The organism is Promicromonospora thailandica, from assembly GCF_024171955.1.
GTDB classification, from domain to species: domain Bacteria; phylum Actinomycetota; class Actinomycetes; order Actinomycetales; family Cellulomonadaceae; genus Promicromonospora; species Promicromonospora thailandica.
On the sequence record NZ_JAMTCS010000007.1, the window covers coordinates 73,964 to 95,443 of the forward strand.

General features: G+C 73.4%; 19 protein-coding genes. 7 read left to right on the forward strand and 12 right to left on the reverse strand.

The features are described 5' to 3' along the window. Window positions 1-55 precede the first annotated feature (55 nt). From APR03_RS12295 to APR03_RS12310, 4 genes are all read right to left on the reverse strand, one after another. A complete protein-coding gene (locus APR03_RS12295; protein WP_253836036.1) occupies window positions 56-1,354 on the reverse strand; it encodes an MFS transporter in 1,299 nt (432 codons plus the stop codon). A 310-nt stretch (window positions 1,355-1,664) separates the two neighbouring features. Beyond that, a complete protein-coding gene (locus APR03_RS12300; protein ID WP_253836037.1) occupies window positions 1,665-2,837 on the reverse strand; it encodes a hypothetical protein in 1,173 nt (390 codons plus the stop codon). 84 nt (window positions 2,838-2,921) lie between these two features. After that, window positions 2,922-4,631 carry a hypothetical protein gene (locus APR03_RS12305; protein WP_253836038.1) on the reverse strand — a complete coding sequence of 570 codons (1,710 nt, stop codon included), beginning with the start codon at window positions 4,629-4,631 and terminating at the stop codon, window positions 2,922-2,924. A 237-nt stretch (window positions 4,632-4,868) separates the two neighbouring features. Further along, window positions 4,869-6,053 carry a VIT1/CCC1 transporter family protein gene (locus tag APR03_RS12310; RefSeq protein ID WP_372494848.1) on the reverse strand — a complete coding sequence of 395 codons (1,185 nt, stop codon included), beginning with the start codon at window positions 6,051-6,053 and terminating at the stop codon, window positions 4,869-4,871. 142 nt (window positions 6,054-6,195) lie between these two features. On the opposite strand from APR03_RS12310, the gene APR03_RS12315 reads away from it, so the two are divergent. Beyond that, on the forward strand, window positions 6,196-6,789 hold the full coding sequence (locus tag APR03_RS12315; protein WP_253836039.1) for a ribonuclease H family protein: 594 nt from the start codon (window positions 6,196-6,198) through the stop codon (window positions 6,787-6,789). A gap of 48 nt (window positions 6,790-6,837) precedes the next feature. Here the strand turns inward: APR03_RS12315 and APR03_RS12320 are convergent, their stop codons facing one another. The 4 genes from APR03_RS12320 to APR03_RS12335 form a co-directional block, all read right to left on the reverse strand. Next, entirely contained in the window at window positions 6,838-8,301 is a 1,464-nt protein-coding gene (locus APR03_RS12320; protein WP_253836040.1) for a class-II fumarase/aspartase family protein, read from the reverse strand. A gap of 337 nt (window positions 8,302-8,638) precedes the next feature. Continuing rightward, entirely contained in the window at window positions 8,639-8,776 is a 138-nt protein-coding gene (locus APR03_RS12325) for a hypothetical protein (protein WP_253836041.1), read from the reverse strand. A 133-nt stretch (window positions 8,777-8,909) separates the two neighbouring features. Continuing rightward, entirely contained in the window at window positions 8,910-9,818 is a 909-nt protein-coding gene (locus tag APR03_RS12330; RefSeq protein WP_253836043.1) for a hydroxyquinol 1,2-dioxygenase, read from the reverse strand. Then, on the reverse strand, window positions 9,811-11,655 hold the full coding sequence (locus APR03_RS12335) for an FAD-dependent oxidoreductase (RefSeq protein ID WP_253836045.1): 1,845 nt from the start codon (window positions 11,653-11,655) through the stop codon (window positions 9,811-9,813). The genes APR03_RS12330 and APR03_RS12335 overlap by 8 nt, the downstream gene beginning before the upstream one ends. Before the next feature lie 118 nt (window positions 11,656-11,773). Between APR03_RS12335 and APR03_RS12340 the strand changes: the two genes are divergently transcribed. Continuing rightward, the gene (locus APR03_RS12340; RefSeq protein WP_253836047.1) at window positions 11,774-12,424 is read left to right on the forward strand and encodes a histidine phosphatase family protein; all 651 of its coding nucleotides are present in this window, start codon (window positions 11,774-11,776) and stop codon (window positions 12,422-12,424) included. Window positions 12,425-12,475: 51 nt separating this feature from the next. Continuing rightward, window positions 12,476-12,967 (forward strand): PH domain-containing protein, encoded by a 492-nt coding sequence (locus APR03_RS12345; protein WP_253836049.1) that lies wholly within the window; start codon window positions 12,476-12,478, stop codon window positions 12,965-12,967. Between the two features lie 90 nt (window positions 12,968-13,057). Here the strand turns inward: APR03_RS12345 and APR03_RS12350 are convergent, their stop codons facing one another. Next, a complete protein-coding gene (locus tag APR03_RS12350) occupies window positions 13,058-13,786 on the reverse strand; it encodes a MerR family transcriptional regulator (RefSeq protein ID WP_253836051.1) in 729 nt (242 codons plus the stop codon). A 42-nt stretch (window positions 13,787-13,828) separates the two neighbouring features. Between APR03_RS12350 and APR03_RS12355 the strand changes: the two genes are divergently transcribed. After that, window positions 13,829-14,305, forward strand: coding sequence for a DUF6194 family protein (locus APR03_RS12355; protein ID WP_253836052.1), 477 nt, complete (start codon window positions 13,829-13,831; stop codon window positions 14,303-14,305). Between the two features lie 287 nt (window positions 14,306-14,592). Here the strand turns inward: APR03_RS12355 and APR03_RS12360 are convergent, their stop codons facing one another. The 3 genes from APR03_RS12360 to APR03_RS12370 form a co-directional block, all read right to left on the reverse strand. Then, entirely contained in the window at window positions 14,593-15,258 is a 666-nt protein-coding gene (locus tag APR03_RS12360) for an MOSC domain-containing protein (protein WP_253836054.1), read from the reverse strand. Between the two features lie 55 nt (window positions 15,259-15,313). Then, entirely contained in the window at window positions 15,314-16,492 is a 1,179-nt protein-coding gene (locus APR03_RS12365) for a metallophosphoesterase family protein (protein WP_253836056.1), read from the reverse strand. A gap of 91 nt (window positions 16,493-16,583) precedes the next feature. Further along, on the reverse strand, window positions 16,584-17,969 hold the full coding sequence (locus tag APR03_RS12370; protein ID WP_253836058.1) for an amino acid permease: 1,386 nt from the start codon (window positions 17,967-17,969) through the stop codon (window positions 16,584-16,586). A 169-nt stretch (window positions 17,970-18,138) separates the two neighbouring features. On the opposite strand from APR03_RS12370, the gene APR03_RS12375 reads away from it, so the two are divergent. The 3 genes from APR03_RS12375 to APR03_RS12385 all read left to right on the forward strand — a co-directional run bounded on the left by APR03_RS12375 (window position 18,139) and on the right by APR03_RS12385 (window position 21,409). Beyond that, a complete protein-coding gene (locus APR03_RS12375; RefSeq protein ID WP_372494868.1) occupies window positions 18,139-19,407 on the forward strand; it encodes an NAD(P)/FAD-dependent oxidoreductase in 1,269 nt (422 codons plus the stop codon). Window positions 19,408-19,420: 13 nt separating this feature from the next. Continuing rightward, window positions 19,421-20,506, forward strand: coding sequence for an arsenate-mycothiol transferase ArsC (locus APR03_RS12380; RefSeq protein WP_253836060.1), 1,086 nt, complete (start codon window positions 19,421-19,423; stop codon window positions 20,504-20,506). A 150-nt stretch (window positions 20,507-20,656) separates the two neighbouring features. Further along, a complete protein-coding gene (locus tag APR03_RS12385) occupies window positions 20,657-21,409 on the forward strand; it encodes a VOC family protein (protein WP_253836062.1) in 753 nt (250 codons plus the stop codon). Window positions 21,410-21,480 lie beyond the last annotated feature (71 nt).

Consider the following 21,480-nt stretch of genomic DNA (forward strand, 5'->3'; position numbering starts at 1 on the left):
CCGACGCGCGAACGCCCAGGCCGCTCCGACGGCCTGGGCGTTCGCGCGTCCGCGCTCAGGGCTCCGGGTGCCGGGCGTCGTAGTGCCAGAAGCGCGGCGTGAGGCGCACGATCACCCAGAGCAGCACCACGCACGTCAGCCCGCCGACGACGGCCGCCCAGCCCTCGCCGAACCACGTCGCCTCGGCGCCGAGCACCATCTCCCCGAGGCGTGGTCCGCCGGCCACCACCACGATGAACACGCCCTGGAGCCGACCGCGCATGTGGTCGGGCGTGGCGGTCTGCAGGATGCTCTGCCGGAACACCGCCGAGATGCTGTCCGAGCCGCCCGCGAACGCGAGGGCGACGCCCGCCGCGACCACCGCCCAGACCACCGCGCCGTCCGGTGAGCCGCGGCCGACGAGGACCAGGACCAGACCGAACGCCGCGATCGAGAAGCCCCATGCGGTGATCGCCCAGACGATCACCTGGCCCTGCCTGCGCATGCGCGTGAGCCCGCCGGAGAAGACGCTCGCGAGCACCCCGCCGACGGCGAACGCCGCGGCGAGCACGCCCGTCGTCGCCTCGCCCCCGCCCAGGTAGATGACGCCCGCCGCCGGCCACAGCACCCGCGGGAAGGCGAGCACCATGGCACAGATGTCGACGAGGAACGTGGTGCGCACGTTGGGCTGGGTGGCGAGGTAGCGCAGGCCGTCCAGCACGGAGCGCAGGCCGACCGTGCCCACCCGCGTCCGTCCGGCGCCGTCCCCCGCGCGTTCCGGAAGCACAGGCGGGAGCCGGAACACCGCCCAGAGGGCCGCGAGGAACAGCACCATGTCCAGGGTGTACGCCCAGGCGTAGCCGAGCCTGGCCACCAGCACGGCGCCGATCAGCGGGCCGCCGGTGAGCGCGACGTTCATGGAGAGGGTCGCCAGCGCGTTCGCGGCCGGCATGAGCTCCTTGGGCAGCAGGCGCGGGATGATCGCGGACCGGGCCGGGTTGTTGATCGCGAAGGCCGCGCTCTGCACCGCGACCAGCCCGTACAGCAGGTGCACCGACTCCAGCCGGAGCCAGGCCTGGGCCGCGATGGCCGCGACCACCACCCAGAGCACGAGCGAGGACAGGAGAGACACCTTGCGGCGGTCGTAGTGGTCGACGAGAGCGCCGCCGTACAGCCCGAGCGCCACGAGCGGGACCAGGGAGAACAACCCCAGCACGCCGACGGCCAGGGTGGAATCGGTCAACGCGTAGATCTGCAGGCCCACCGCGACGATGGTCACCTGCGTGCCGATGTTCGAGATCGACAGGCCCACCCAGAGGCGCCGGTAGTCCGGCGACACCTTCAGCGGCGTGGTGTCGGCGAGCAGCTGGCGCATAGTTTTCGATCGTAGGCCTCGGTCCGACGGCCGGACGGCGGCGTCCGTGTGACGTGCACCTCGCCTCCGCGCCGGGCGCGTCGCCCTCGCACAGCAGAGCGGGAGCCCCCGGCCACCCCCCGATGACCTGGAGCCCCCGCTCCGTTCAGTTCCCGGTCCGCGGACCGGGGCGCCCCCCAGCGGCGCCCCGATCCGCGAACCTGCCGACCCGGGTGCGGATCGGTCCTCGATCACGAGTCACCGTGGTGCCTCGCGACCGAACACCGTGGCCCGGATCGCTGTCGCCCGTTCGGCGTGGTCAGGCCACGCGCTACCGGCGACGAGTGCGGAGCACCGCGATCCCCAGTCCCAGCAGGACCGAGATCAGCGAGAGCTGCCCCGTGAACATGTGTCCCGTGCGGACCGTCTGGTCGCCGGGCGCGCGGCCCGGCCCCGTCTCGTCCTCGGGTTCCGGCTCGGGCACCGGCTCGACGGCCGTGCCCAGGTAGCCGTTGGTCAGACCCCCCGGCAGGATGCTGGTCCCCTCGTAGGTCAGCGGTTCGGGCCCGGGCTTCCGGTCCCGCCAGCGCAGGTCGACGCCGCCTTCCGGCAGCTCCGGCTCGACGGCCGGCGGGGTGGCGAGATCCTCGGTGCCCGCCAGGAGCTCATGGGAGATCACCGGGGCGCTCGGGCTGGTCAGGTCATGACCGGGGCCGGCGGTGAGCTCCACCTCGCCAGGGTTCTCCGCCGCGGGACGGGGCGTCTCGACGTCGTCCACGGGCGGTGCCGTCCCGGTGCCGGGAGCATCCTCGCCGTCACCCTTGCCGGGCCGGCCGACGCCGGGGGCGTCATTACCCGGCTGGTCGGTTCCCGGGAGGTCGATCCCAGGGTGGTCGGTACCGGGCTGGTCGGTACCGGGCTGGTCGGTGCCGGGCTGGTCGGTACCGGGCTGGTCCGTGCCGGGCTGGTCCGTGCCGGGCTGGTCCGTACCGGGCAGGTCCGTACCCGGCTCATCCGTACCCGGCTCATCCGTACCGGGCAGGTCCGTGCCCGGCTCGTCCACTCCAGGCTCATCAGTACCGGGCTCATCAGTACCGGGCTCATCAGTACCGGGCTCATCAGTACCGGGCTCGTCCACGCCGGGCTCGTCCGAGCCGGGCAGGTCCGTGTCAGGCTCGTCCACGCCCGGCGACTCCGGCGACTCCGGCGACTCCGGCGGGGCGTCCGGCAGCAGGTCGGCGACCAGGCCGTCCTCGCCCAGTGCCGCCGCGACCACCGCGGCGACGTCGCCGTCGGCAAGGGCTCCGAGCACCTCGCGGCCGACGTGTCGACCGGACGGGCCGGCGTCGGCGTCCTGCGCGGCGGCTCCCACGCCGGGGGCGACCGCCGTCGTCGCGGTGCCGGTGACCGCCGGGTCCGCGGCGTACGCCGCGGAAGCGCCCGCGACGGCGAGGCCGCCCGCGACGAGCACCGTGCACAGGGCGCGTCGGATGTATCTGTCCAAAGGTCTCTCCTACCTGGGCCTGGGGGGACCGGCGGCGGAGTCGCCACCGGCTGGTACCGCGCGTGGGAGCGCGGTCCACCCAGGTCAGGCAGGAGAGACGGGGATGTCCGTGTAGCTGCTCGACAGCTTGGCGCGCGACTCGTCGGCCGCGGTTCGCCAGGCCCGCGCGCGGAAGCCCAGGAGGGCGGAGAGCACTGCCAGGGGCTCGCCGCCCAGCAGCTTCACCTGCGGCGCGCCGCCGTTCGTGAGACCGCCCGCGGAACCGACGACGGCCGCCCCGGCACCCCCGGCGGCGAGCGGGAAGCCCGCGCCGAGGGTGCCGGGACCGCTGGCGTCGATGACGCCGGCGGCGGCGAGGCCCAGCCCGTCCGCGGTGTCCACCGCGGGGGCCGCGCCCGGCGTGCTCGCCCGCACCAGGTCGAGCATCGCGTGCCGGACCCCGTTCGAGGTCCAGGTCACGACGCCCGCAGCGTCACCGGAGGCCTGCAGCGTCCCCGGGTACGCCGGCTTCGTACGGTCCACGGGCTGCACGCCGGGGACCAGGACGACGGGCCCGCCCGGCGCCGTCGGCGGGGCGGGAAGCTCTGTCACCGGGGCCTCGGGCAGCAGGACGCCCGGCACGAGCACACCCGGCAGCAGCACCTCGGTGACCGGCACCAGCGGTGTCACGACCGGGCTCAGGGGCTCGAGGACGGGCTGGAGCACCGCCCCCACCGGGGCGACGACCTGACCGACCGGGGCCAGCACCGGCGAGAGGGCGCCGGTGAGCGGTGCGGTGACGGGGTTCAGCGCCTGCAGGAGCGGGGAGGTGATACCGGAGACGACGTCGGTCACGGGGGAGACGAGCTCGACCACGGGCGTCAGCAGGCTGCCCGTGACCGGCGCGAGCGGCGCGGTGACCGCACCGAGCACGGGCGCCAGCGGCGAGAGGATCTGGCCGACGGCGCCGGTCACCGGGGCGAGCTGCTCGCCGAGGGGCTCGGTCACCGGGGTCAGGATCGCACCGACCTGCTCCGTGACGGGCTCCAGCACCGGGGTCGTGACGTGCTCGACGAGGTCCGCCGTGTGCGTGACGGGCTTCTCGGTGACCGTCGAGACGACCGTGCCCAGCGGCTCGGTCACGACGGCGCGCACCGGCTCCGTGACCGGCTTCAGCAGGCCGTCGGTGATCGCGGTGACCGTCTCGGTGACGGCGTCGGCGGGCCGGGGCGCGGCGGGCGTCCCGGCCTCGACGGGCTCCTCGGACGCGGGCTGCTCGACCGGGTCCCGCGGTGCGCCCGGCTCGGGCGAGGCGCCCCCAGGGCCCTCGTCGACGGCGCCGGGTGCCGGCTCGGGCACGGGCGGCGCGTCCACGGTGTCGGGAACGACGGGCTCGGGAACCACGGGCTCGGGAACCACGGGCTCGGGAGCGGCCGGCGGCGCCGGGACCACGGGCGCGTCCGCCCCGGAGGGCGCCTCGGGCGCGACCGGAGCCTCGGGCGCGGCCGGCGGCGTCTGTGCGGGCGGCGGCGTCTGTGCGGCCTTGCCCGTCGAGGTGAGGCCCAGCAGGTCGGTGGTGGCCGTGACGAGTCGCGCGGTGGCGTCCAGCGTGTCGCCGAGCGCCGAGCCCCGGGCGGCAGGGTCGGCGGACGCCTGGACCGCCGGGGCGACGGGTCCGTCGTCGGCCGCCATCGACGGTGCCGCGAGGGCGACACCGAGCGCGACGCCCGCGGCGCCGAGCGCGACGGTCCCGGCGGCGCGCGCGACGAGGCGGCGGAGGTGCTCCCCCGTGCCCGTCAGCGCGTCCCTCGACATCCGGTCTCCCGCTCTCCAGCCCTGCCGGGCTGCCCGCAGATATGTATCTGCATTCAATCTGCTGGCAGACCGCGAGTTCGGCAACCGCATGCCTGCGGTTTGCGCATCAGCGATTATGTGCTTAGGAACTGCGACATGTCAGGAGAGGCGCGGAATCTCGGGCATCTCCGGCCATTACGCCGTATCTCCGGCCCGCTGCACGAGGTAGGGGTGATCTTGTCCGGATCCGCGGTCAGGTCAGCCGACGGTCGCCCCGAAGATCAGCCCCAGCACGTAGGTGACGCCCGCGGCGCCGAGGCCGATGGCGAGCTGCCGCAGCGCCCGCGTGAGCGGCGACGTCCCCGAGAGCAGACCGACGACGGCTCCCGTCACGAGGAGCGCCAGCCCGACCAGACCAGCGGCGACCACCACGGCCGCGAGGCCGTCGAGCCCGAACAGGTACGGCAGCACCGGCACCACGGCACCGGACGCGAAGAAGCAGAAGGAGGACAGCGCTGCTCCCCACGCCGTGCCGTGCGTCTCCAGGTCGTCGCCCTCGTCCGCCGACGGCTCGGCGACGCCACCCGGGTGCGCCAGCGGGTGCTCCGCGGGCGCGGCCGTGAGCCGCGCCAGGACGGCGTCGGCGTGCGCCGTCGCGTCCTCCACGGTCATCCCCCGGGCCCGGTAGACGAGCGCGAGCTCGTTGGCGTCGACGTCGAGGTGGGGCAGCGCGGCGGCGGCGTCGGGCGAGGGCGACGACGCCTCCAGCAGCTCCCGCTGCGACCGCACCGACACGAACTCGCCCGCACCCATCGACAGGGCACCCGCCAGCAGGCCGGCGAGGCCCGAGAGCAGCACGGTGTTCGTCGCCACCCCGGACGCGCCGATACCGAGCACGAGGGCGAGGTTGGAGACCAGACCGTCGTTGGCGCCGAACACCGCGGCGCGGAACGTGCCCGACAGCCGGTTGCGGCCGCGCGTGGCCAGGGCCCGCACGACCTCCTCGTGGATCTGCTCGTCGGCGGCCATCGTCACGGTCGCGTCGGCGTCGTGCGCGTAGGACGACCGGGCCTCGGCCCGCTGCGCGAGCGCCAGCACGAAGACGCCGCCGAACCGGCGGGCCAGGAAGCCGAGCGCGCGCGTGCGCAGGTCGCCGCGCACGGGTGCGCCGACGTCGGGCCCCAGCAGGTCGAGCCAGTGCGTCTCGTGCCGCTTCTCCGCGCGTGCGAGCGCGAGCAGGATCTCCCGCTCCTCGCCGGTACGGCGGCCGGCGAGGTCCCGGTAGACCGCGGCCTCGGCCCGCTCGTCCGCGAGCAGACGGCGCCAGCGCCGGACGTCGGCGGCAGTCCGACGTCGGGACGGGTGCTGCTCCTGCGCCCGCTGGGCGGGCGTGGGCGAGCCGCCGGGCGGGCGGCGGGACGGTTCGGACGAGAGATGGGGCACCTCGTCATCATGCCCAGGAAAGCGCGGCAGTGGGTTTCGTGGCCCCTGGGCACGGGGTTCGCCCGGCCGAACTCTCGTGCGGGGACGCCCGGCGCCGCCACGCCCTGGGCGGCCGTACGGGTTCCGGGCGGAAGGAGGCACAATGGACGCCGTGATCATCGTCAGCACGCACGGATCGGCCGCGCCCAGCGGCGCGATCGGGTGGGCCTGGATCAACCACGCGGGTGGTCAGTTCGACTCGGGCGGCGCTGCCCGGGGCAACGACCAGGTCGCGGCGCTCTCGGCCCTGCTGCGCGCGATCGAGGCGCACCCCGGCGACGAGCCGCTGCTCGTCGAATCGAGCTCGCAGTACGCCATCCGATCGGTGTCCGAGTGGTCCGAGGGGTGGAAGCGCAACGACTGGCGCTCCCCGTCCGGCGACCCGGTGCCCAACCTCGAGCTCGTGCGGGAGATCGACCGTGCCGTCACGGAGCGCACCGGACCCGTCCGGTTCCACTGGGTGCGGGGTCACGTCGGTAACCCGTACAACGAGCGCGTCGACCAGCTCGCCGGCTTCGCCGCCGAGGAGTGGGCAGCGGGACGGGGCGGCGTCGGCGAGATGCTCGTGCCCGACGGCGGCATGATCCCCGACGCCGAGCTGCGCGGCGCCACGCTGCCCGCCGAGCCGGCCGAGGTGCCCGCGACGCCGGCACCCGCACCCGTGGGCCGCACCTGGGAGTCGGTCACACTCTTCTGACCCGGGTGCCGACCTGGCCCTGGTCGCACGGACGATGAGCGGTGCGGCCTAGAGGCCGACCAGCACCCGGTCCGGCTCGGTCACGACAGGCTCCTCGGCGGCCGGCTCCCGCACGAAGAGCGGCACGGGCTTGGCCGTGCGGGCGCTGAACTCCAGCCGGTCCGCGACGGCGCGCGCGTGCTGCGCCATCTCGTGCGCGATCGTGATGCTCTCGCCCAGGTAGGCGCGCGGGTCGATGAGGCGGCAGATCTCGTCGCGGCCGAAGTACGCGCTGACGGTGGCGTTCCGCACCAGCAGGTCCAGGAACGGCGTGTCGCCGACCGCCGACTCCTGCGCCACCTCGTACACGACCTCGTGCGCCTTCTGCCGGCCGATCCGCTCGCCGAGCTCCATCATGAGCGACTCCGAGCCGATCAGACCCTCGCTCAGCGCCAGGTTGGCGCGCATGCGCTGCTCGTCCAGCTCGAGGCCGTCGAGGATCACGTCGAGGCGGGTCAGGATGTCGCCCGCGAGCACCGTGGCCCGGGCGACCGTCTCTTCCAGGAGGTCGGTCATGCCGCCGTTCGCCTCGTGGTCGTGCTGCATGGACTCCAGCGCGGGTGCGGCGAGCGCGCGCAGCTGCGCGCTCATCGACAGCAGGTCGAGCGCGAGCTGGGGGTTGCGCTTGTGCGGCATGGTCGAGCTGCCGACCGTGCCGTCCGGGATGGGCTCGAACGCCTCGCCGAACTCCGGCTGCATCATCGAGTAGATGTCCTTGCCGATCTTGCCGGCGGTGCCCGCGACCTGGGCGAGCGTCAGCACGAACTCGACGATGCCGTCGTTGATCGCGCGCGACGGGACCGGCATGGTGCCCAGCCCCAGGTGGTTCGCGACGCGGCGCTCGACCTCGCGCCCGGCCGGGCCGAACGACGCGAACGTACCGACGGCGCCGCCCATGAGCACCCGGAACAGCCGGTCCTCCAGGCGTTCCAGCCGGTCGGTGTGCGCGGTCAGCTCGTCGATCCAGACGGCGACCTTGAAGCCGAACGTGACGGGAACGGCGTGCTGGCTGTGGGTGCGGCCGGCCATCGGCACGGCCGCCGACGCCTCCGCCTGCTTGGACATGCCGCGCAGCACCTTGGCGGTGAGGTCCTTGAGCGCCCGGTGCGCGTCGCGCAGCACCAGGACGTCGGCGGTCTGCGTGATGTTCTGCGTGGTCGCGCCCCAGTGCACCCAGCCGCCGTGCTCGCGGCCGACCACGCGGGCGAACTCCTCGATGAGCGGCATCAGGGGGTGGCTCGCGGACGCCGTCTCGGCGGCCACGCGGTCCAGGTCCAGCTTGTCGACCTGGGCGTGCTGCGCGATCGCCTCGCCCGCCGGCTCGGGGATCAGGCCGACCTCGGCCTCGGCCAGTGCGAGCGCCGCCTCGACGTCGAGGCGTGCCTGGAATCGGTTCTCGACGCTGAAGAGGTGCGCGATCCCGGCATCGGGAACGCGTCCGTCCGTGAAGTGTCGAATCGATTCGTTGATCATCCCTGGGTTCCCCGCTCAGTTTTCGCCGCCGGGCGCGTCTCCGTGCGTCCCGGCGATGCCTCGTACCGAATTGTGGAAGATGAAGCGGCATCAAGCCTAGCGGAAATGTTTCCGGAATGTAACAGAGGTGACGCCCGTCACACCCGCCGAGGTCTCGCAGGGGCCGTCACCTGGCCGTTCGTGCGCGGCGCGGACGGTCCGCCCCGAAGCGGGTGAACTTGCCCGGCGCGTCCGATCGTCTCGTATGCCGGACAACAGCGGCCGGTGGCCCGGGGCCCGTCGATCGGTCGATCGACAGGTCCCGGCCCACCGGCCGTGGTCGGTGCTGCGCCCGCGGTCAGGCCGCGTTCGGCTCCTCCTGGGCGTCGCGTTCGTCGCGGTGCGGCGCGAAGGCGTCGAGCGCGCTCCGATGCAGGAGCGTGGTCCGGCGCGGGTTGGCGATGGAGTGGTACTGGGCGTCGTCGGCGTCCGTCATGGTCCTCCTCCGGTGCAGGTGTGCGGTGGCACTGCACGTGGTTCACCGCTGGTGTGCGGATCAACCATCTTCCGTGGTAACCGATTCCCCCGTCGACCGAAGGAGCTGTGATCTCGGCCTCACCGCACTCGCCTCACCGGACAGTGCCCGGCGCCAGCACGACGTCGAACCGGGTGCGCGACCACGTGCCGGCGACCGCGCGCCCGTCCGGCGTCGGCGTGCCCGCCGCCTGCTCCTCGAAGTCCATGACGAGCGAGTCCTTGACCCCGAACACCGAGTCGGACGCGAGCAGCTCGTCGCCCCGCACGAAGATGTGGGTCACCAGGGTGCGCAGGCCTGGCGCGGACACCATGAAGTGCAGGTGCGCCGCGCGCATCGGCGACCGCCCGGACGCCGCCAGCAGGGCCCCGACCGGCCCGTCGTGGGGGATCGGGTACGGCGTGGGCGTGACGGCCCAGAAGCGGTAGCCGCCGTCGTCGTCCGTGAAGAGGTGGGCGCGGCCCGCGGTGCGGTCGTCGCCGTACTGGACGTCGTAGAAACCGTCCTCGTCCGCCTCCCACACCTCGATGCGCGCGCCCGGGACCGGCCTGCCCGACGTGTCGGTGACGGTGCCCTCGACCCAGCACGGCTGCCCCGTCGCCCCGCCCGCGATGTCGCCGCCGTTCTCGATGCGTGGCGCGTCGTCCACGAAGAACGGGCCGAACACGGTGGCCTCCGTCGCGTTCCCCGAGGCGACGTTGTTCATGGCGATGGTCTGCATCGAGGCGCCCAGCACGTCGGACAGCAGGATGAACTCCTGCCGCTTGTCGTCGGTCAGGTGCCCGGTCGCGGTGAGGAACCCGATGGCCCGGTTCCACTCGTCCTCCGTGAGCCGCACCTCGCGCAGGAAGGCGTGCAGGTGCCGGGTCAGCGACTGGAGCACGGTCCGCAGCCGCGCGTCCTGCGCGCCCTCGAACGAGGCGACGACCCGCTCGACCAGCTCCTGCTCACGGGCGGCCTGCTCGGGCGTGACGGCGTCCGCCGGACCGGGCGCCTCAGGCATCCCGCTCGCTCCGGCCGAGCACCGCGAGCAGGGCGTCGGCGAGCGCCCGCTCCGGGTCGTCCGCGAGGGTCTGCGCGCGCCACGCCACGTGCGTGTCGGGCCGCACCAGGATCGCGCCCGACTCCTCGACGCCGCGCATCCGGGCCCAGTCGTAGTAGGTGTCGATGACGTCACGCCCCGGTCCGATGACCACGGCCTCCAGCGGCACGCCGAGCCCGGCGGCGACCTTGCCGGCGGCGTCGGCCCACGCCTCGCCCGCGATGCCGGTGACCAGCGTGAACCTCCCGTACGGGACCAGGTCGTGGGTCGAGCGCTTGTGCCCGTCGACGTCGGCCACCCACACGTGCGGGAACCGCGCGCCCGGCACGGTGGACTGCTTGTAGTAGAGCTCGGGGTCGCGCTCGTCCTCCGGCTTCGGCGACCCGTCCGGGACGACGGCGGCCGACTCGTAGAACTGGCCCATCTCCACGCCGTGCGCGTTGAACTCGTAGTGCTTGAGGTCCATCGCGTCCACGAGGGCGGCCCGCTTGGCGGCGCCGGCCGGGGTGTTGGCCTTGCGCTCGTCGATCGCGGCCTGCATCTCCTCGGGCGTGCCGGCGTCGAGCACCCCGAGCACCTCCAGGAACCGGAACTCGCCGCCCGACTTGTTGGCGCGCAGCACGATCTGCTCGGCGACCGGTGCCCGTTCGGCCGAGTAGGTCTCCAGGAGCGAGGGCGCGGCGTAGCCCCGGAGCACGGCGGCGATCTTCCAGGCGAGGTTGTAGGAGTCCTGGACCGAGGTGTTGGAGCCGAGGCCGTTGCTCGGCGGGTGGCGGTGCACGGCGTCGCCGGCACAGAAGACGCGGCCCTGCTGGAGGTGGGTCGCGTACATCTGGTTGTTGCCCCACAGCGAGTAGCCCGTGATCTCGACGTCGAGGTCCTCGACGCCGACGAGCTGGCGCACGATCTCGGTCGCGGCGTCGTCGTCGAGCTGCGGCGGCTCGCCCGAGATGTCGTAGCCCCAGACGACGAGCCACTCGTTCCACGGCCGGACCATGCGGACCAGGCCGGCACCGATGCCGCCGACGTCGGAGCCGGGCTGCAGCACCCAGTACAGGACCGACGGGCGGTGGCCCACGAGGTGGCTGAGGTCTGCCTTGAAGGTGATGTTCATGGAGCCCGCGATGTCCATCGCGCCCTCCATGGGCAGGCCGAGGTCGGCGGCCACCTGCGAGCGGGCACCGTCGCCACCGATCAGGTACTTCGAGCGGATCGTGTACTCGGTCCCGGTGACGCGGTCGAGCACGCGGGTGCTGACGCCGCCGTCGTCCTGGGTATGGCCGAGGTACTCGGTGGAGAACCGCGACTGGGCGCCGCGCCGGGAGGCGTTCTTGACGAGGATCGGCTCGAGGTAGGTCTGCGGGATGTCGACCGTGAGCGACGGGGAGGCGAGGCGCGCGTCCGCCTCGCGGGCGGGGTGGGTCTCCCAGGTCAGGATGCGGCCGATCTCCTCGCCGTCGATCGCCGTGCAGAAGACCGTGTCGCCGACGAGCTCGTGCGGGGTCGCGTCCGCGAGCACCTGGTCCTCGATGCCCAGGTCGCGGAAGATCTCCATGGTGCGCTGGTTGGTGATGTGCGCTCGGGGCGTGTTGGCCGTCCAGCGGTACTTGGTGATCATGATCGTGTCGATCCCCAGGCTCGCCAGGAACAGGGCGGCGGACGCGCCCGCCGGTCCCGAGCCGACCACCAGGACGCCCGTCTCGACGACGACGTCGGAGGCCGGTGTGCCGGTCCCGGTGCTGCGGGCGGGGGAGCTGGGCAGTGCGGTCGTGGTCTGACCGTCGTCGAACTCAGGCATGAGCCCAGGATGGCGTGGGACCCCGTCACAGAAAAGGGCAAACCAGTAATTTGCCTCAATCGGCCAACGGTGGGCCGGTAGGGGTGCGTTCCGCCGTCGGAACCGGGATGCTCGTGCCATGTCCCACGAGCCCCAGCCCCTGACGCCCCCGCGCGACCCGCAGCTCGTGCTGCTGCGGCACGGCGAGACCGAGTGGAGCAGGAGCGGGCAGCACACCGGCCGCACCGACCTCCCGCTCACGGCGGCCGGCGAGGAACAGGCCCGGTTCGCCGGGGCCACGCTCGCCCGGTACGAGTTCGCGGCCGTGCGCACCTCGCCGCTGACCCGGGCGCGGCGTACGGCGGAGCTGGCCGGGTACCCCGACGCCGTCGTCGACGACGACCTCGCCGAGTGGGACTACGGGCCGGTGGACGGGCGCACGTCGCGCGACGTGTCTGCGGAGCTCGGGCGCGAGTTCCAGATCTTCGACGACGGCGTACGGGTGCTGCCGCCGTCGGCCGAGCACGGTGACGGGCGGCCCGGCGAGACGCTGGAGGACGTCGCCGCGCGGGCCGCTCGCGTGGTCGCGCGGGCGGAGGAGACCCTCACCGACGGCGGGGACGTGCTGCTCGTGGCGCACGGCCACCTGCTCCGGGTGCTGGCCACGGTCTGGCTCGGCGTGGACCCGCGGCTCGGCGCACGGTTCGAGCTGGGCACCGCCGCCGTCTGCCTGCTGGGCTACGGGCACAGCCTGCGGACCGTGGAGGGCTGGAACCTGGCGGCGCAGTAGATCCCGATGACGTAGTAGATCCGCGTGACGCAGTAGGGCAGTATTCGCGGCATGAGGGAAGAGCACCTCGCCGAAGGCGAGACCATCGTTCTGCAGCTCCGCACCCACCCCAAGAAGATCGTCAAGCCGGTCCTGCTGCTCGTGGTGCTGGTCGTGGTGCTGGTGGCGCTCTGGGCGGTGCCGCTGCCGGTGGACCAGATCGTGCTGTGGTTCGCGACGGCCGTGCTCGTGCTGCTCGGCCTGGTCGCGGCGGCGGGGCCGTTCCTGCGCTGGCGCACCACGCGGTACATCGTCACGAACCAGCGCGTGGCGCTGCGCACCGGCATCGTCACGCAGACCGGCCGCGACATCCCGCTGTACCGGATCAACAACGTCACCTTCGAGAAGCAGCTCAGCGACCGGTTCTTCGGCTGCGGCACGCTCGTGATCTCGGACGGCACGGACCAGCCGGGCATGGTCCTGGACGACGTGCCGAACGTCGAGCACGTGCAGCGGACCCTGCAGGACCTGGTGCGGCAGGGCAAGCAGCTCAGCGACGACTGAGTGCGGGGCGTCGTCCCGCGCCCACCCCCTTCGAGACCGAGGTTGCTTCGCTCCGGGCCCCCCAGAGCCGAGCAACCTCGGTCTCGTCCGTCACAGCGGGTCGAGGACCGCCGCGAGGTCGGCACCCGCGCGCAGCAGGGCCAGGGTGCGGGCGGCGATCTGGTCGAGCCGGCGGCCCAGGATCTCGCGGGACGCCGCCACGCCTGCGCGGGTGTCGAGCGAGCGGATCACCTCCCGCACCGCCGGGATCCCGTACCCGCCGGTCCGCAGGGCGCCGACGACGCGCGCCTCCCTGATCGCCGCCGCGCCGTACTGCCGCGCACGCAGGCTCGTCACCCGGTCCGGGTGCACCAGACCCTCCTGCTCCCAGAACCGCAGCGTCGACGTCCGTACGCCGAGGGCGCCGGCGAGCTCGGTGATCGTCAGGACGTCGGGCACGGGGGCGTCGACGCCGGGCGGCTCGTCCCGGACGGCGTCGAGCGCCGCCAGGGCCCGGAGCACCTCGTCGCGCTCGTGCGCGAGGCGCGCGTGCACGGCGTTCACCGCGGCCACGGCGGCGGTGGGGTCGGGCGCGGCGAACAGGTCCGTGAGCAGACGGCGCGCCTCGACCGGGCCGGCGGCGGCTGCCACGCCCCGGTAGGCCCGGAGCGCCCGCACGTGCACCGCGGTGTAGACCCGGTACCCGTTCGGCTCGCGCACGGCGGGCGGCACGACACCGAGCCGTTCCAGGTCGCGCACCTGCTGCGCGGAGTACCCGGTCTCGCGGACGACGTCGGCCGTGCGGAGCCCGCCGCCGGCACCGGCTGTCGATCGTGTCATGCGCCGAACTCCACAGAAGCACGTGAAGGTGATGCTTGAAGCATGGACCTTTCGCAAAGTACCGGCACGACCATCGGGCGGATCATCGAGACGGTGCGCGGCCTCGACGGGGCGCTCGTGGTGGCACCGGCGGCCGGCGACCCGGTGTTCCCGGAGCTGGCCTGGGGTGACGCCTTCTTCTACTACGCGCCCGACGGCCAGATGCCGCGGAACGTGCAGCCGTACGGCACCGTCGTCACGAAGAACTACCCGGAGGACACGACCTCCGACCTCGACGAGCCCGGCCGCTGGCGCGTGAACATCCATGTGGGCCGGACGGCCCTGCGCGAGCTGACGGGGGCCGACACCGCCCCGGCGGACCCGGCGGCCGTCGACGTGGTGCTCCCCCACCCGGTGTACGGCTCGGCCGGCTGGGTCTGTGTGATCAACCCGGGGGCGGCGACGTCCGACACGGTGCTGCGGCTCCTGCGCGAGGCCCACGAGGCCGCCCGCGCCCGCGCGGAGCGCCGGCGCGGCTGACACCCGGGGCTCTGGCGCGGCCGAGATCTGGTGGTGCGGTGACCTGTCGCCACGAGCCGCACCCGCCACGGGCCGGCCGGTGCTGGACGCGGCCGAGATCTGGTGGCCCAACCCTGATATCTGGTGTCAGCGCCGAAATCTGGTGGCGCACTGCCAGATCTCGGCGCTGACACCAGATCTCGCCGGGGAGGCACCAGATCTCGGGGCCGACAGCCGCCCACCAGCCGGGGAGGCGTCAGATCTCGGCGGCCGCCCGGGCACCCGGCCAGGGTCCGGCCGGCCCCGGGTCAGCTGGTCAGCGTCCGGGAGGCCGTCTGTTCCGCGCGGCGCAGCAGGTCGTCGGCGAGCCGGACCTCGTCGGCGGCGTGCGCCGCCAGCAGCCGAGCCGCGACCGCCGCGCCGTCGGAGGTCTGGCCGTACCGGACGCCGAACCAGTCGGCGATCGTCACGCCGTGCTCGGGGCGCTGCACGACGTCGACGGTGTCGCCCGCGCCGAGGTCGCCGTTCTCGATCACCCGCAGGTAGGCGCCCGAGCGGTTGGCCTCCGCGAACCGCCGTACCCAGCGTTCCTCGCCGAGCCGGCGGGCAAAGGTCTGGCAGGGCGTCCGCGGCTGCGTGACCTCCAGCAGCGCCGTGCCGACCTGCCACCGCTCGCCGATCACCGCACGGTTGACGTCGATGCCGCGGGTGCGCAGGTTCTCCCCGAAGAGACCGGGCGTGATCTCACGACCGAGCTCGGCGGCCCAGTGGTCGGCGTCCTCCTGCGCGTAGGCGTAGACCGCCTGGTCCACGCCGCCGTGGTCGGCGCGGTTGGCCTGCAGGTCCGCGTACAGGCCGAGGGGCCGCACCTTGACGCGCCCCTCGACCGGGCGCTTGTCGATGGCCGTGATCCCTACGGCGCCGGCGTCGGGGAGCAGGACGTGGACGCGGCAGACCGCGAGGAGCTCAGCCATGCGCCGATCCTCTCATTCCCGGCACAGCCTCTTCCCCGCCCCGCACCCCGCGAGCTCACTTCCCGCGCGGCAGCGGCAGCGGCTCCATCCACTGGTCGTTCGCGGTCAGGTCGATGCCGAACTCCGACGCGAAGCGCATGCGCGTGCCGGCCAGCACCCCGTCCACCGACTCGTCGAGGTCGTAGACGCGGGCGCCGCGCAGCCGGTTCCGCTCCGGCCCCGACAGGCCGTAGGTGCCGAAGCCGGTGTTGCCGGCGTAGCCGAGGAGCACGCCGTAGTAGTCGCCCGAGTAGGTGTTCACGTGGTCGTGCCCGCAGAACACGCCGCGGACGTCACCGCGGTGCCGGATCGCCGAGAACATCCCGGAGTTGAACGGTCCGGGGCACTCGTCCTCGTTGCGCTCCCCCTCGATGCGGTGCCGCACGCGGCCGCGCTCGTGGTCGGCGTCGGTGCGGCCGTCCACCGAGCCGAACCACATGAACCGGTACTCCCACAGCGGGATGTGGATGAACATGAGGGACGGGATCGGCCGCCCGTACCGGCGCTCGAGCGCCACGGACGTGTCGTGATACCACTTCACCTGGTCCATCCGCAGCCAGTCCCACGTCGGGTAGCCCTCGAAGTCCTGGCCGCCCAGCGTCTCGGGGGCGTACCGCCCGGAGTCGAGCAGCCACACGTTGAACGCGGGCTTTCCACCGCGGCCGTCGATCAGCAGGTGGGAGTTGCCCTGCCCGGTGATGCCGGGCGCCGTCGGCCCGTTCACGTTGTGGCGGTAGGACCGGTAGAAGGCGAGCATGTCGGCCTCGTCCACCCCGCTGTCCGGCGTCGAGTCCTCGTCGTGGTTGCCGAAGGTGACCGCCCACGGCACGCCGCGCTCCTCCATGGGCTGCACCACGTTGTTCATCGCCTGGCGCATCTCCAGCGGGGTGTCGCAGCCGCCGGTGATGTTGTCGCCGTTGAGGACCACCAGGTCGGGGCGCTCGTCGTCGAGCACCGCGCGCATCAGCTCGAGCGTGCGGCGGTCGATCTTCTCGTCGTCCTGCGTGTCGTTGAACTGGACGATGCGGAACCGCCCGTCCCGGCCGAACCGCAGGCCGCGCCGCGGGTGCCGGTCGAGCGTGGCGGGGCCGGCGCCCGCGGTCGCGACGCCCGCCGCACCGAGGCCGCTCAGGGACAGGAAGGTGCGGCGGTCGACGCCGTCCGGGATCGACGCGTCCAGGCTGTTCTCGCTCATAGGGACGACGATCGGGGTCCCCGCGGGCGTACGGCCTACCGCCAGGTGGACCCTGGGTGACGGTCTGCTGAACGCCTCGCCGGCCCGGGCGTCACCGCTGGACGCGGTTCCGCCGCACGGCGCGTGCGACGACGTAGACCAGCAGGATCACCACGACCAGGCCGGTGGTCGCGGCGATCTGCGGCCGGGCGCCGTCGTCCGACAGCATGAGCGCGACCACCGCCACGAGGGCCACGAGCGTGGCCCACGAGAGCCACGGGTAGCCCCAGGCGCGCAGACGCAAGGCCTCGCCGCGTTCCGCCGCCTCGGCCTCCAGGCGCGGTCGCAGCCGCAGCTGGGACACGACCACCAGGAGCCACACCACCAGGAGCGCCGAGCCGACGGCGTTGAGGAGCACGCCGAGCAGCGACTCCGGCAGCAGGTAGTTCAGGAGCACCGCGACCACGCCGAAGAACACCGAGACCAGCACCGCCACCCACGGCACGTCCCGGCGGGACACTCTGGTCGCGAGCGCCGGGGCGTCACCGCGGCCGCCCAGCGAGAACAGCATGCGCGACGTCGCGTAGACGTTGGCGTTGAAGGCGCTCAGCAGCGCGAGCACGACGACGACCTCCATGAGCCGCGCGGCGCCGTCGAACCCGGCCATCTCCAGCACGGACACGAACGGCGACTCGAGGCGGGCGGCGTCGGTCCACGGGATGAGCGCGACCATGACCGCCACGGAGCCCACGTAGAAGAAGAGGATGCGCCACAGGATGGTGCGCGTGGCGCCGGCGACCGCGGTCTGCGGGTCACGGGCCTCGGCCGCCGCGATGGTGACGATCTCGATGCCGCCGAACGCGAACACGACGGTGAGCAGGCCCGCCGCGATGCCGGGCAGCCCGGCGGGCGCGAAACCGCCGTTCGCCGCCCAGTCCCCCAGCACGCTGCCCGTCACCGGCACGACCCCGGTCACGATGAGCACGCCCAGCACCAGGAAGCCCACGATGGCCGCGACCTTCACGGTCGCGAACCAGAACTCGGCCTCGCCGAACTGCCGCACGCCGACCAGGTTGATCGCGCCGAACACCGCGACGACGACGGCGGCGACCACCCATTGCGGTACGGCGGGCCACCAGCCGTGCACGATGCCGGCCACACCGGTCACCTCGACGCCGAGCACCATGACGATGGTGAACCAGTAGAGCCAGCCCAGGAGGAACCCGGCCCACCGTCCGAGCGCCGCCTCGGCGTAGACGGAGAACGAGCCGCTGGACGGGAGCGCGGAGGCCATCTCGGCGAGCATCCGCATGACGAGCACCACGATGGCGCCGGCGATGGCGTAGCTGAGCAGCACGGCCGGCCCGGCGGCCGCCACCCCCAGTCCCGAGCCCAGGAACAGCCCGGCGCCGATCGCCGAGCCCAGGCCCATCATGGTCAGGTGGCGGGTGCGCAGGCCGTGCGCCAGCTGCTGCCGGGTGTCGTCAGAGGTGCTCACGACCGACCACGGTAACCCGGGAGCGCCATGGACCCCGCAGCGGATGTGAGTCGCTCCCGTCCGGTGAGAGACTGCGAAGGTGACCGATCCCGCGCATGCCGACCTCGACCAGGAGCCCGACTACGGGCTCGAGACGCCCCTGGCCGGGCACCCCGAGCCCCTGCCGCACGTGGTCGTGGTGGGTGGAGGTTTCGCCGGGATGGCGGCCGTGAAGGCGCTGCGGGACGCGCCCGTGCGGATCACGCTGATCGACCGCCGGGTCTACAACACGTTCCAGCCGCTGCTCTACCAGGTGGCGACCGGAGGCCTGAACCCGGGCGACGTCACCTACTTCCTGCGCGGTATGCGGCTGAAGCAGAAGAACGTGCACGTGGTGCACGAGCACCTGGTGGAGGCCGACCACGAGGCGAAGAAGATCCGCCTCCTCAACGACCACTGGATCAGCTACGACTACCTGGTGGTCACCGCAGGTGTGACCACCAACTTCTTCGGCACGCCGGGAGCCAAGGAGTTCGCGTTCCCCATGTACTCGCGCTCCCAGGCGATGCGGATCCGCGACAACCTCTTCATCCGCCTGGAGCGCGCGGCCAAGTCCAAGCGGGCCGACGACGGCCTGCGCGTCGTCGTCGTGGGCGGTGGCGCCACCGGGGTGGAGGTCGCGGGGGCGCTCGCGGAGCTGCGCACCGCCGGACTGGCACCCGCCTACCCCGAGATCCACGGCGACGCGTTCGAGGTCAAGGTGGTGCAGCGGGGCGGCGAGATCCTCAAGTCGTTCGCGCCGAAGCTGCGGAGGTACGCCACCCAGGAGCTGGCCCGGCGCGGTGTCTCCCTGCACCTGGGCGCGGGGGTGGCCGCGGTCGAGCGCGACGCCGTCGTACTGACCGACGGCACCCGCATCCACGCCGACCTCACCGTCTGGTCCGCCGGGGTGCACCCGCACGAGGAGGTCGCGGGCTGGCACCTGCCGCAGGACGACTACGGCCGCATCAAGGTCGGCGAGGACATGCAGGTCGAGGGCCTGCCGGGGGTCTTCGCCGCGGGCGACATCGCCGTCTCGCCCGCCGACCTGCCCCAGCTCGCGCAGCCCGCGATCCAGGGCGGCACGATCGTGGGCCGCAACATCCGGGCGCTGGTCGACGGGCAGCCCCTGCAGAACCTGCGCTACGTCGACAAGGGCACGATGGCGGTGATCGGCCGCCGCGCCGCCGTCGCGGAGATCAACCTGCCGGGCGGCCGGGCGATCCGGCTCACCAAGGGTATGGCGTGGCTGGTCTGGCTGTTCGTCCACATCATGTCGCTGGTGGGTCCCCGCAACCGGGTGACGACCCTCGCGGGCCTGGTCACGCGGTACGGCTTCCCGTTCCACCGGCGCCCCGTACCGATCGTGGGCGACGTGCCCACGGTGCGCCCGCCCAAGGCCCCGGCCCGAAAGGGCTAGGCAGCGGACGACGATGACCCCGGACGAGCTGCGCACCGCGCAGGACCTGGCCATGGCGAACCCCGAGCGGCTGCACCTGCTGGCCCGCATGCTCACGCACCCCGCCGGCCGGTCGTCGGCCGCGGACCTCGTCCCTTCCCCGGGGAGTCGCGTGGCCGACGTGCGGGACGATCTCGCGGCGCTCGTCTCGGTGGGCCTCGTCGCCGTCGTCGGTCAGCCCGCGGCGCCCGATGCCCCGGACACGTCGCTGTACCGGGTGTCGTCCCGCGGCATCGCCCGGTTCGGTTCGGCGGCGCTCGCGGCGCCGCGCCGGCCTGGTGACGCGACGCTCGACGAGCACGACCACGAGGCCCTGCTCGCCCGCCTGACCGACACCCTCTCCGCCGACTTCGCCGCGACGGCGGGCGCCGGCACCGTGGAGCGCCTGGTGCGGGAGTGCTACACGTCGCTGGGCGGGCAGATCGGGTCACGCGGACAGCTCCCCGCCCTCACCGCGTGGCTCGCGACCGACCGGCTCGCCGCGATGGCGGAGGTGACCTACGGGTCGCCCCGCGACGTGCTCTTCGTCTGCGTGGACAACACGGGCCGGTCCCAGATCGCGGCCGCCGTGACCCGGCGCCTCGCGGGCGACCGGGTCCGGGTGCGCACCGCAGGCATCCGGCCGGCGGCCCGGGAGGACGCGATGACCGAGACCGTGCTGGCCCGCCGTGGGCTCGACGGGCTCGTGGAGTTCCCCCGGCTGCTGACGGACGACGTGGTCCGCGCGTCCGGCATCATCGTGACCATGGGCTGCGGCGACGCCTGCCCGGTGTTCCCGGGGCGGCGCTACCTCGACTGGCCGCTCGCCGACCCCGCGGGCCGCCCGCTCGAGGAGGTGGAGCGGATGGTCGACGACATCACCGACCGCGTGCGGGCGCTGCTGGCGGAGATCGACACCGCGGACGGGTCGGTCGGCGTCCCGCCGGATGCGGCTCCGGACGCCGGCCCGGCCGTGCTCCCGCTGTGGGCCCGGCCCGGCTGGCTGGCTCGGCTGACCCGTCGCCCCTGGGCCGGCCCCCGCACCACCTGCGACGCCTCCGGTCAGCGGAAGGCGCGGTAGCCGGGCAGCCCTGCCGGCCCGGCGAGAGTATTCACAGGGCTGTGGACAAAGCCTGTGGACAACTCCGTCCGGGTGGGGAGTGTCAGTGGCTCGGTGCATGGTGGTGGTGCGAAGAGATCTTCGTGCGACGACCTCCGGGAGGACTGAGCCATGACCGAACCGACCTCCGCCGAGCCCTCGGCGGAACAGCCCCCGACGGGTGGCGTGGGCACCCTCGACACCGTGGTGCTGGACGTCCCCGACCTCACGGCCGAGGCGGACTTCTGGAAGGCCCTGACGAGCGGCACCGTGTCGTCGGAGTCCGACGACTGGATCACCGTCGTGACCCCCGACCGGTGGGGTATCGGCTTCCAGCTCGCGCCCGACCTCGTGGCCCCGCAGTGGCCGGGGCAGGAGCATCCGCAGCAGGTCCACCTCGACCTCTACGTGCCCGACCTGGCCGCCGCGAGCGCCCGCGCGGTCGAGCTGGGGGCGTCGGTCCTGCGGGAGAACGAGCAGTGGGTCACGCTCGCCGACCCGGCGGGGCATCCGTTCGACGTGTGCCTCAAGGAGGGCACCGAGGGCGTCACCGTCATGGGGGCCACGTTCGACTGCCCGGACGCGTCGGGCCTGGCCGGGTTCTGGGCGCAGGTGCTGGGGGTGCCCGTCACCTACGACGCCGACGGCGTGGCGATGCTCGGCGGGTCCCGGCCGCTGCTGTTCCAGTCGGTCGAGGGGTACAACGCCCCCCGCTGGCCCGATCCTGCGTACCCGCAGCAGCTCCACCTCGACATCGAGGTGCCGGACCTCGACGCCGGCGAGGCCGCGGTGCTCGCCCTGGGCGCCACCCGGCTGCCGGGCGAGGGCAGCGGCTTCCGGGTGTTCGCGGACCCGGCGGGGCACCCGTTCTGCCTGGTGCGCTGAAACCGGGTGCACTGAGACCGGGTGCACTGAGACCGGGGGCGCTGAGACCGGGGGCGCTGAGGCCCGGCTGC